This window comes from uncultured Stenotrophomonas sp. (assembly GCF_963519925.1).
Taxonomy (GTDB): domain Bacteria; phylum Pseudomonadota; class Gammaproteobacteria; order Xanthomonadales; family Xanthomonadaceae; genus Stenotrophomonas; species Stenotrophomonas maltophilia_AE.
Genome location: NZ_CAUQPH010000171.1, coordinates 1 through 6,750, shown reverse-complemented (window position 1 = coordinate 6,750; position 6,750 = coordinate 1). Strand labels below are relative to the sequence as shown.

At 68.4% G+C, this 6,750-nt stretch carries 4 protein-coding genes; 3 read left to right on the top strand and 1 reads right to left on the bottom strand.

Annotated elements, in window-relative coordinates; translation table 11 throughout:
- The first annotated feature begins 476 nt into the window (after positions 1-476).
- On the top strand, positions 477-1,574 hold the full coding sequence (locus RWO33_RS18315; protein ID WP_314106655.1) for a Glu/Leu/Phe/Val dehydrogenase dimerization domain-containing protein: 1,098 nt from the start codon (positions 477-479) through the stop codon (positions 1,572-1,574).
- Positions 1,575-1,642: 68 nt separating this feature from the next.
- Here RWO33_RS18315 and RWO33_RS18310 read toward each other — a convergent pair whose 3' ends face one another.
- The gene (locus tag RWO33_RS18310; RefSeq protein ID WP_314106653.1) at positions 1,643-4,534 is read right to left on the bottom strand and encodes a S8 family serine peptidase; all 2,892 of its coding nucleotides are present in this window, start codon (positions 4,532-4,534) and stop codon (positions 1,643-1,645) included.
- Positions 4,535-4,823: 289 nt separating this feature from the next.
- On the opposite strand from RWO33_RS18310, the gene RWO33_RS18305 reads away from it, so the two are divergent.
- On the top strand, positions 4,824-5,999 hold the full coding sequence (locus tag RWO33_RS18305; RefSeq protein WP_314106651.1) for an acetyl-CoA C-acyltransferase: 1,176 nt from the start codon (positions 4,824-4,826) through the stop codon (positions 5,997-5,999).
- A gap of 124 nt (positions 6,000-6,123) precedes the next feature.
- On the top strand, positions 6,124-6,465 hold the full coding sequence (locus RWO33_RS18300) for a hypothetical protein (protein ID WP_068853606.1): 342 nt from the start codon (positions 6,124-6,126) through the stop codon (positions 6,463-6,465).
- Positions 6,466-6,750 lie beyond the last annotated feature (285 nt).

Genomic DNA, 6,750 nt, shown 5'->3' with positions numbered 1-6,750 from the left:
GGCCTGCAGGATCCCACCGGGATCGCCGTCGGCAGGCAGCGTGGCCGGTGCAGACGGGCGGGCGCCCGGCTCGATCCGGCTCCGCGCCACGGGCCTCGCTGCCGGTCGCCGGTACAGGCCCCAGCCCACGCCCGCCGCCACCAGCAGGCCCGCCGCCCCCACCAGGATCGCGGTCATCGTCCCGGTCCGGTCATGCCGCAGCACTGCACCCGAATTGTCGCCCCTGCTCCCACGTCATGTCGTCCTGGCTTACCGGTACCGCGCACCGTTGCCACGGCATCGGCCGGGACGGCGCCAACTTTAGGACGGTTCCTCGCTGGTCACCACGCGCAGACAACGCCGTCCGGCGGAATGCACTAGAATGGCGCCGCGCGACCGTCATGCCGAACCACGACGTCGCTTTTTTTGTTTTTGCACCTCACCTTTTCCTGGCACGTTTGCCGGCGTTTGCCGACATTCGCAGCATCGGAGTCACCATGTTATTTGAAACCCTCGAAACGTCCGGCCACGAACAGGTGGTGTTCTGCCACAGCCGCGATGCCGGTCTGAGGGCGATCATCGCCATCCACAACACCACCCTGGGTCCGGCCCTGGGCGGGGTGCGCATGCGCCCGTATGCCAGTACCGACGAGGCGTTGGCCGACGCGCTGCGGTTGAGCCGCACCATGACCTACAAGAACGCCCTGGCCGGGTTGAACGTGGGCGGCGGCAAGGCGGTGATCATCGGCGACCCGCGCCGGGACAAGACCGAGGTGCTGTTCCGCGCGTTCGGCCGTTACGTGGACTCGCTGGGCGGGCGCTACATCACCGCCGAGGACGTCGGCACCGACGTCAACGACATGGAAAACATCTACCTGGAAAGCGAGTACGTCACCGGCGTGCACCAGGTGCATGGCGGCTCGGGCGACCCGGCGCCGTTCACCGCGTATGGTGCGTTGCAGGCGCTGATGGCGGCCATGCAGCACAAGCTGGGACACGAAGAGGTGGGCAAGGTCAGCATCGCGGTGCAGGGCCTGGGCCATATCGGCATGGAACTGGTGAAGCTGCTGCGCGACCGCGGCGCCATGCTGTTCGTCACCGACCTGGACCCGGCGCTGGTGGAACGCGCGGTCACCGAATACGGTGCCGAAGCGGTGAAGCCGGACGACATCTATGACGTCAACGCCGACGTGTTCGCGCCGTGCGCGCTGGAAGGCGCGATCAATCCGCAGACCCTGCCGCGGTTGAAGTGCAGGATCGTGTGCGGCACCGCCAACAACCAGTTGTCCAGCCTGGAGGTCGGCGACGAACTGCACGCGCGCGGCATCCTGTATGCGCCCGACTATGCGGTCAACGCCGGCGGGGTAATGAACGTGTCGCTGGAAATCGACGGTTACAACCGCGAGCGCGCGATGCGGTTGATCCGCAGCATTTACCACAACCTTGGCCGCATCTTCGCGTTGGCCGAACAGGAGGGCATCGCGCCGCAGCGCGCCGCCGACCGCATCGCCGAGAAGCGGATTCATTCCATCGGCAAATTGAAGATGCCGCTGGGCCGGGCCACGCCGCGGCTGGGGACGCTGCGCGGCGGGTGAGGCACGGCAGCCGGGCAGATCCCGGCTCCACGCCCAGGTAATGCCGGGCTCTGCCCGGCACCCCTAGATCAGAACGCCGCGCTGTACCGCAGCGCCACCTGGCTCAGGTCGCCGCGCGGGCCGAACCGCTGGTCGTAGCCGAAAGACAGCTGCGACGCGCGGCCCAGCATCGCCGCCACCGAGACCCCGAACAGCCCGCCCGAGCGTGCCGGCTGCAGGCCGGCCAGCGGAGCCCATGCGTCCACGCCGACGAAACTGGCGTCAAAGGCGGCACCGTCGCTGGCGAGGATCTGCTGCCATTCGGCGTAGCCGCGCAGCGACCAGTTGCGCCGCTGGGTCTCCGCACGCACACCGGCCAGCGCCTGGCTGCGGCTGGCGGTGTTGCGCTCGGCGCGTAGACCGAAGCCGAAGCCACCGCTTTCGCTGAAGCGATTATTGTCCACGCGCGCGTAGTCCGCCCCCAGGTACGGGGTGAGCGACGCCGCCGCGCCGCCGAAGCGGTAACCGGACTCCACGCTGGCAGTGCTGAAGGTACCGCCGTAGCGCGCGTTCACGCCGTACTGGCCGGCGCCCAGCAACAGCTGACGGTCCAGTTCCCGGGTGAACTGCCCGGCCCCGAACTGGGTCAGCGCATAGGCACCGCCCTGGTTCCAGCCCGCATACAGCTGCGCCTGCGACTGCCGATCGCGGCCGCGGTCGCCCGACCAGTCAGCGCCGCTGCTGGTGCGCGTTTCACCGAAGGCGAAGCCCATGACGCCCTGGCTGCCCAGCGCCATGTCCTGGCCCATCACCCAGCCCTGGCTCTGGAAGCCACTGGCCGAGAAGCTGCCCTGGCCCGCTTCACCCAGCGCGCTCTGCCACGCACCGCGCAGGCGCGGTGCGGTCGCCACGTCGTCGAACCGCGCCGACAAGGCACGGCGGTTCATGTCCAAGGTATCGAAGGTCATCGCCGTGGCCAGGCCATGCGCCTTGCCCGACAGGCTTTCCAGGCTGGCCTGCAGCGCGGACGCACCTTCCACGCGTTGCAGGTCGCCTGCGGCACCGGCAAAGCCCGGACCGTCGCCGCGGCCCTGGTCGAGCTCGACGAAGGCCTGCTCCACCCGGGTCGCCGACGCCGTCGCGATGCGGCCGAGCGCGGCACTGGCCGCCACGGCGCTGACATTGGCGCGGCGGATGTTGAGCGACGCCGTCGTGGCGTTGTACACGAACGACGCGTCCAGCAGGGACACCGTGCCCCCGCGGCGCAGGGTCGCGAACTGGCCGGTCAGCCCCTGCGCCGCCTGGATGAGCGGCTGCACCTGGTTGTCGCTCGGCACATAGCCGGCCACCGCCTGCTCGACGGCCACGGTGCCGCCCTGCAGCGTGGCGGTGCCGGTGACCTGCAGCGCGGACGCACCGAGCGCGGTCAGGAGCTCACCATCGGAACGCTGCACGTAGTTGCCGTCGATGACCGCCGTGGTGTTCGCGGTTACCAATGCCACGCGGCCCTGGTTTTCCACGTTGCCGGTGATCCGGGTGGTGCCCGCGCCGAGCTGCAGGGTGGGCGTCGGATAACTGATGTCGTAGGCCGAGATACGGACCGATGAGGCAAGGGTGGCACCGTCGCGCAGCGACAGGGTTCCGCGCACCACGCTGAGGTCGCCGGTGAACGTGTTCTTTCCGGTCAGCGCCAGGATGCCGTCGCCGTCCTTGTACAGGCCGTTCGGGCCGCTGATGTCGTTGCTCCACACGCTGGTGCCGGCGCTCAACGGCACGTTGGCGCGCAGATTGCCGAACTCGGTGCTGGCGGGGCCGTTGAGCGCCTTGGCGACGTTCAGCAGGCCGTGGCCGAACACAGGATCCACGCCCGGCGCGCCGAGATCGGTGGCGGTGCCCAGCAGCGTGCGCTGCACGTCGACGTTGCTGAAATACGGATACTTCTGCCATACCAGCGCAGCCGCGCCGGACACCAGCGGCGCCGCGTAGGACGTGCCCGCACCCCAGTAGATGGCAGGGTTGGGCGCGCCCTTGTTGTCGGGATCGATGAACACCGCTTCGCCCGGCGCGGCCAGGCAGTAGTCCGCCGCGATGCCACACGCATTGGCGTAGGACGCCAGTTCGGTGGGCTTGCTGGAGTTGACCGCGGTCACCGCCAGCCAACCCTCCTCCAGCTCCTGCGCCAGCGTGCTGCCGGCCGGTGCGGGCTGGCTCGGCAGGGCCGCCATGTCCGACGGATTGGCCTTGCCTTCGTTGCCGGTGGCGAATACCACCAGGCCGCCATGGTCGAACACGAACGGCGCGTACTCGGCCGCGATCGCGGCGGTGGTGCTGGCGTCGTTCCAGTACAGCCCGCCCCACGAGTTGTTCATGATCTTGACCCGGCTGGCGATCAGGTCGGCATGCACCGGTGCCAGGCCCAGCGAGCCTTCCACCGCGTTGCCGTCGCCGCTGCCGTCATCCACCGGTGCCTTGTCGGCGATGATCCGTGCCGAGACGATCTGCGCGCCGGGTGCGACGCCACCGGGGTAGCTGCCCGACGCACTGCCAGCGGCCAGCGAGGCCACGGTGGTGCCATGGCCGACGACGTCGTCGATGTTCAGGTTGTTGGTGGCCGGGTTGACATAGGTATAGCGCTGAACCACGCGCCCGGACAGGGTGGGATGGGACCGGTTGACGCCCGAATCCACGATCCCGATGACCACGCCGGCGCCGGTCAGTCCCTGTCGATCACCGGTATTGATGACGGACAGATGCGCATCGGCCGTGGGCTGCTGCGGACCGTTGGGCGTCGTGGGCGGCGGAGTGACCGGCGGGGTCACGGGCGGCGTCACGGGCGGCGTCACCGGAGGCGTCACCACCGGTGCACCGCCGCCGGGCCCATCCACGCGCACGTTGCCGCCACCACCGCCGCCGCCACATGCGCTCAACGCCAACGCCAACGCGGCCGCCAGGCCGGTCCTGCCCACTACGATCTGCTTCATCCCTGTTCCCCAAGCTGAGTGTGAAACCACGCCTGGTGTCCTGCCTGCCCCGAGGACACCCGTGGTGAAGGTCGACCCGATGTACCGGGCTGCTGACGAAGTCTGACGTGAAACCGGACACCTTTCCATCGGCGAATTCCGACCCCCTCCGGAAAGGCGGCCCGCCGCCGGCGACCCGGTGCTGGAGCCCGACCCTCTATACTGGGTGTTCCCCCGCAGTCTGACGGGAATCGCGGCAGCAACCTGCGGCACGGTTCCCAAATCCGCTCACGCAACAAACGAGATTGCCATGTCCAACATTGTCATCGCCGCCGCCAAGCGGACCGCCATTGGTTCCTTCCTCGGCCAGTTCAACGGCGTGCCCACCCCGACCCTGGGCGCCGCCGCGATCGCCGCCGCCCTGGAACAGTCCGGCGTGCCGGCGGCGGACGTCTCCGAAGTGATCATGGGCTGCGTGCTGCCGGCCAACCTGGGCCAGGCCCCGGCCCGCCAGGCCGCGGTCGCCGCCGGCATTCCCTATTCGACCGGTGCCACCACGCTCAACAAGGTGTGCGGCTCGGGCATGAAGGCGATCATGCTGGGGCATGACCTGATCAAGGCCGGCTCGGCCAGCATCGTGGTCGCAGGCGGCATGGAATCGATGTCCAATGCGCCGCACCTGCTGCCCAATTCGCGTACCGGCAACCGCTTCGGCAATTTCCAGGCGGTCGACCACATGGCCCACGACGGGCTGGTCAATGCCTACGACGGCAAGGCCATGGGCGAGTTTGCCGAATGCGCGGTGGACAAGTACCAGGTGACCCGTGAGGAACAGGATGCCTATGCCATCGAGTCGGTGCGCCGTGCGCAGGCCGCCCAGGCCGACGGTGCGTTCGACGACGAAATCGTCGCGGTGAAGGTGGCGGGGCGCAAGGGCGAGGTCGAATATCGCCAGGACGAACAGCCCGGCCGTTCCGACATCGCCAAGATCCCGACCCTGCGCCCGGCGTTCAAGAAGGACGGCACGGTCACTGCCGCCAGCTCGTCGAGCATCTCCGACGGTGCGGCCGCCGTGGTCCTGCTGGCGGAAGACGATGCTGCGGCGCGCGGCCTGCAGCCGTTGGCGCGGATCGTGGCGCATGCCACCCACTCGCAGGAGCCGGAATGGTTCACCACAGCGCCGATCGGCGCGATCCACAAGGTGCTTGAGAAGGCCGGCTGGCACCTGGACGAGGTCGACCTGTTCGAGATCAACGAGGCGTTCGCGGTGGTCGCGATGGCCCCGATCCGTGAGCTGGGCATTGCCCACGAGAAGGTCAACGTGCACGGCGGCGCCTGCGCACTGGGCCATCCGATCGGCGCGTCCGGTGCGCGGCTGGTCGTCACGCTGGTCAACGCCCTGCGCAAGCGTGATGCGAAGCGCGGAATTGCTACACTGTGCATCGGCGGCGGCGAAGCCACGGCCATCGCCATCGAATTGATTTGATTGGAATTAACACCCGTTTCGCAAAAATGAATGCGGGATCGCTTGACAGCCCAACGTGGCTTGTCATCATGTGGCCGGGCGCGCAATAGCGCGTTGCCTAATCTAACGACGAGGATTCACACTAATGAGCATCAACAAGCTGCTGATCGCAATGGCCCTGGGCCTGGCTCTGACCGCCTGCTCGAAGCAGGAACAGGCTGCTGACGCCGCCGCTTCGGCCAACGAAGCCGCTGCCGACGCCCAGGTCGCTGCCGACCAGGCCGCTGCTGCTGGCGCCCAGACCGCTGACGCTGCCCAGGCTGCCGCCGACACCGCCACTACCGCTGCTGACGCTTCGGCCGATGCCGCTGCCCAGGCTGGCGCTGCTGCCACCGACGCCGCTGCCGACGCTGCTGCCGACGCTGCCAAGGCCGGTGAAGCCACCGCCGAGCAGGCCAAGGACGCTGCTGAAGAAGCCAAGAAGTAATAACTTCTTTCTTCAAGCAAGTCTGAAGAAGCCGCTGGTTCGCCAGCGGCTTTTTCTTTGCCCCTGGATTGACGCATTCCCCGTTCACCGGGCCGACACGGCCCGATGAATAGCATCGGCCCTCCCTGAGACCCTGATGGAGAGCGCCATGAAGATTCGTTCGATCACCACGCCGCTGATGGCCGCTTCGCTGCTGCTCGCGCTGGTTGCGTGCAAGGGCCCGGAAGCCGAGCAGGCGCGCGCCGACGCCGCGCAGGCCGCCGACAGCACCGGCGAGGCCGCGCG

What these genes read in the sequence shown, in the direction of transcription:
- RWO33_RS18315 (WP_314106655.1), top strand. Translation starts at nt 477, where the DNA reads ATGTTATTTGAAACCCTCGAAACGTCCGGCCACGAACAGGTGGTGTTC.
- RWO33_RS18310 (WP_314106653.1), bottom strand. Translation starts at nt 4,534, where the DNA reads ATGAAGCAGATCGTAGTGGGCAGGACCGGCCTGGCGGCCGCGTTGGCG.
- RWO33_RS18305 (WP_314106651.1), top strand. Translation starts at nt 4,824, where the DNA reads ATGTCCAACATTGTCATCGCCGCCGCCAAGCGGACCGCCATTGGTTCC.
- RWO33_RS18300 (WP_068853606.1), top strand. Translation starts at nt 6,124, where the DNA reads ATGAGCATCAACAAGCTGCTGATCGCAATGGCCCTGGGCCTGGCTCTG.